The following is a 3169-nucleotide window of genomic DNA, read 5'->3' on the forward strand; positions in this document are numbered from 1 at the left end:
ATGACGTGGTGGTCCGGGCCGAGGCCCGCGTCGAACTCGGGGTGTTGGGAGTGTGGGCGGCGTCGGCGGTGGCCCGCGCGGGGCCGCTATGAGCCTACGGCCTCCGCCAGCTGCCCCACGACCTCCGTCAACAGCGCGATCGCGCCGGGTTTGGAGAGCGGGTCGTTACCGTTCCCGCACTTGGGGGACTGGATGCAGGAGGGGCAGCCGGTCTCGCACTCGCACGAGCGGATGGCGTCCAAGGTCGCCCGGAGCCACGAAGCGGCGCGCCGGTAGCCGCGTTCGGCGAAGCCCGCGCCGCCCGCGTAGCCGTCGTAGACGAACACCGTCGGCAGGCCCGTGTCGGGGTGCAGGGCCGTGGAGACGCCGCCGATGTCCCAGCGGTCGCAGGTGGCGACGAGAGGGAGCAGGCCGATGGCCGCGTGCTCGGCGGCGTGCAGCGCGCCCGGCCAGTCGGCCTCCTCCAGTCCCGCTACCCGCAGTAGTTGCGGGGTCAGGGTGTAGACCACCGCCCGGGTGGCCAGGACGGTCTCGGGCAGGTCCAGCGGCGTCACGTCGAGGATCTCCCCGCCGCGCAGGCGCCGCTGGTAGCCGGTCACGCGGGCGGTCACCTCGACATCGGCGTACGACAGCGTCACCGGGCCGGCGGAGACCGATTCCAGCGTCTCGATCAGGTCGATCGACACCTGCTCCCGGGCCGAGGTGGTCCACTCGGGTTCCTCCGGCCGGCACAGCGCGAGCCCGTCGTCCAGGTTCAACTCGTCCACCACGAATGACTCACCCTGGTGCAGGTACAGCGCCCCCGGATGGACCTGCGACCGGGCCCGGACCGAGTCGATGGTCCCGAGCATCCGGCCGTCTACGGCGTCGACGATCACCACCTCGGCCCCGCCGGTCCCGCGGATGTCGACCTCCGTGTGCGGGGTGTGGTCGTCCGCTGCGGGGTACCACCCGGCGGGCCGACGTCGGACCAGTCCACTCGCGGCCAGCTCCTCCAGGACCCCGGTGGCGCCCCACGCGCGGGCCTCCTCGTGCGTCATGGGTCTCTCGCTCACCGCGCACCGGAGCTGCCCGGCCAGCAGGACCGGGTTGCGGGGGTCGGTGACGGTGGCCTCCACCGGCCTGCCCAGCAGAGCCTCGGGATGGTGGACGAGATAGGTGTCCAGCGGGTCGTCGCGGGCCACCAGGACCACAAGCGCGCCCTGCCCGCGTCGGCCGGCCCGGCCCGCCTGCTGCCAGAAGGAGGCGATGGTCCCCGGGAACCCGGCGCTCACCACGGCGTCGAGTCCGGAGATGTCCACCCCCAGTTCGAGCGCGGAGGTCGAGGCCACACCCACCAGGTCCCCCTCGGCCAGACCGCGCTCGAGTCGTCGTCGGTCCTCGGCCAGGTACCCGGCGCGATACGCGGCGATCCGCCCGGCCAGCTCCCGACCCCGCTCACCGTGGTCGGAGACCAGACGTTCTCGCGCCCGCAGCGCCGTGGCCTCGGCGCCCGCCCGGGAGCGGACGAAGGTCAGGGTCCGCGCGCCCTCGGCCACCAGTCCGGCCATGAGGGTGGACGCCTCGACGGGCGCCGGCCGCCGCACGGGGGCCCCGTTCTCCCCGGAGAGCCCGTCCATGAGCGGAGGCTCCCACAGTGCGACGGTCCGGCCCCCCTGGGGTGAGGCGTCGTCGGTCACCTCGACGCAGGGGCGGCCGACGAGAGTGCTGGCGGCCGGGCCGGCGTCCGAGGTGGTGGCGGAGGCCAGGATGAAGGTCGGGTCGGCCCCCAGGGCCCGGGCGAGCCGATCGAGCCGCCGCAGGATCAGGGCGACGTTGGACCCGAACACGCCCCGGTAGGAGTGACATTCGTCGACCACGACGAAGCGGAGCCCCCGCAGGACGCGCGTCCACTGTCGGGAACGGCCGAGGACCGACAGGTGGAGCATGTCCGGGTTGGTGACGATCCAGCGGGAGTTCTCGCGGATCCACGGTCGGGCGTCGGTCGGGGTGTCCCCGTCGTAGGACGCGGGGGTCACGTGGGCGAGTCCTGGCACGGCGTCCACCAGCGACACGACCGACGACAGCTGGTCCTGGCCCAGGGCCTTGGTGGGGGACAGGTACAGCACGCAGGACCCCCGGTCCGCGGCGAGCGCGCTGAGCGCGGGCAGCTGATAGCCGAGCGACTTGCCGGACGCGGTGCCGGTGGCCACCACGACGTTCCGGCCCGCGTGCGCGTGTTCGGCGGTGGCCACCTGGTGGGCCCAGGGCCGGTCGACACCCCGACCGCGCAGCTCGTCGACCAACCCCGGGTGGGCCCACGCCGGCCAGTCCGCATATCGGGCCTCGCGGGCGGGCAGGTCGACGGTGTGGGTGACGGGTGACGGCCCGGCCGGCAGGTGCTCGAGCAGGTGGCCCAGGAGTTCGCGTCCGTACGTCGTCACCCCTCGACGGTAGAGGGCGACCCGGTCGGGTGAGGACCCGGCGGCGACCAGTTCACCAGCGCCGGGTCTCGTGGTGTACTTGTCGCGGTCGTCGGTCCCGCTCGCGGGCACTTCGTGGACGGATTGGTGACCCGACCCACGTGGACATCCCGGGGGTCGCTCCACTCAGTACAACAACCAGGCAGTACGCACACCAGGCAGTACGGAAAAGGAACGCATCACCATGGCACAGGGCACCGTCAAGTGGTTCAACGCGGAGAAGGGCTACGGGTTCATCGCCCCGGAGGACGGTTCCGCCGACCTCTTCGTCCACTACTCCTCCATCGAGGGCACGGGCTTCAAGTCGCTCGAGGAGAACCAGCGCGTCGAGTTCGAGCTCGGCGAGGGCCAGAAGGGCCCGCAGGCCCAGGAGGTCCGCGCCATCTGAGGCGCCACCGTCCGTGATCGACGAGGCCCCCGACGCACGCGCGTCGGGGGCCTCGTCGCGTGTCGGGGGCCGGCCGTAGGCTCGGGCCCGTGACGCAGTTGTCGTTCTTCGCCGCCGACGAGCACGTCCCCGAGCCGAACGACCTCGAGGGCGCGCTCGCCGCCCGTGGCCAGTCCACGCTCGCGGGGGCCCTCGCCCAGGTCTCCGTGGCCCTCGACGCCGCGTGGCGTGCGGACGCCCTCGTCGCCCTACTCACGGAGGCCGGACTCGACCCCGTCCGCTCGGCGGCGGGCCCGGACGGCCGGTGCACCGTGTCGAC

The 3169-nt window shown here is 73.2% G+C and carries 2 protein-coding genes and 1 pseudogene; 2 read left to right on the forward strand and 1 reads right to left on the reverse strand.

All coding sequences use genetic code 11. From position 1 onward, the window contains the following. Positions 1-86: 86 nt before the first annotated feature. Positions 87-2423 carry a DEAD/DEAH box helicase gene (locus tag IY392_RS15900; RefSeq protein WP_194861737.1) on the reverse strand — a complete coding sequence of 779 codons (2337 nt, stop codon included), beginning with the start codon at positions 2421-2423 and terminating at the stop codon, positions 87-89. 223 nt (positions 2424-2646) lie between these two features. On the opposite strand from IY392_RS15900, the gene IY392_RS15905 reads away from it, so the two are divergent. Continuing rightward, positions 2647-2850: a cold-shock protein gene (locus tag IY392_RS15905; RefSeq protein WP_107755639.1), complete on the forward strand. Its 204-nt coding sequence runs from the start codon at positions 2647-2649 to the stop codon at positions 2848-2850. An 89-nt stretch (positions 2851-2939) separates the two neighbouring features. Next, positions 2940-3169: pseudogene (locus IY392_RS15910) on the forward strand (hypothetical protein); the annotation flags it as partial.

Origin of the sequence: Dietzia sp. SYD-A1, assembly GCF_015356725.1 — a bacterium.
Classification (GTDB): domain Bacteria; phylum Actinomycetota; class Actinomycetes; order Mycobacteriales; family Mycobacteriaceae; genus Dietzia.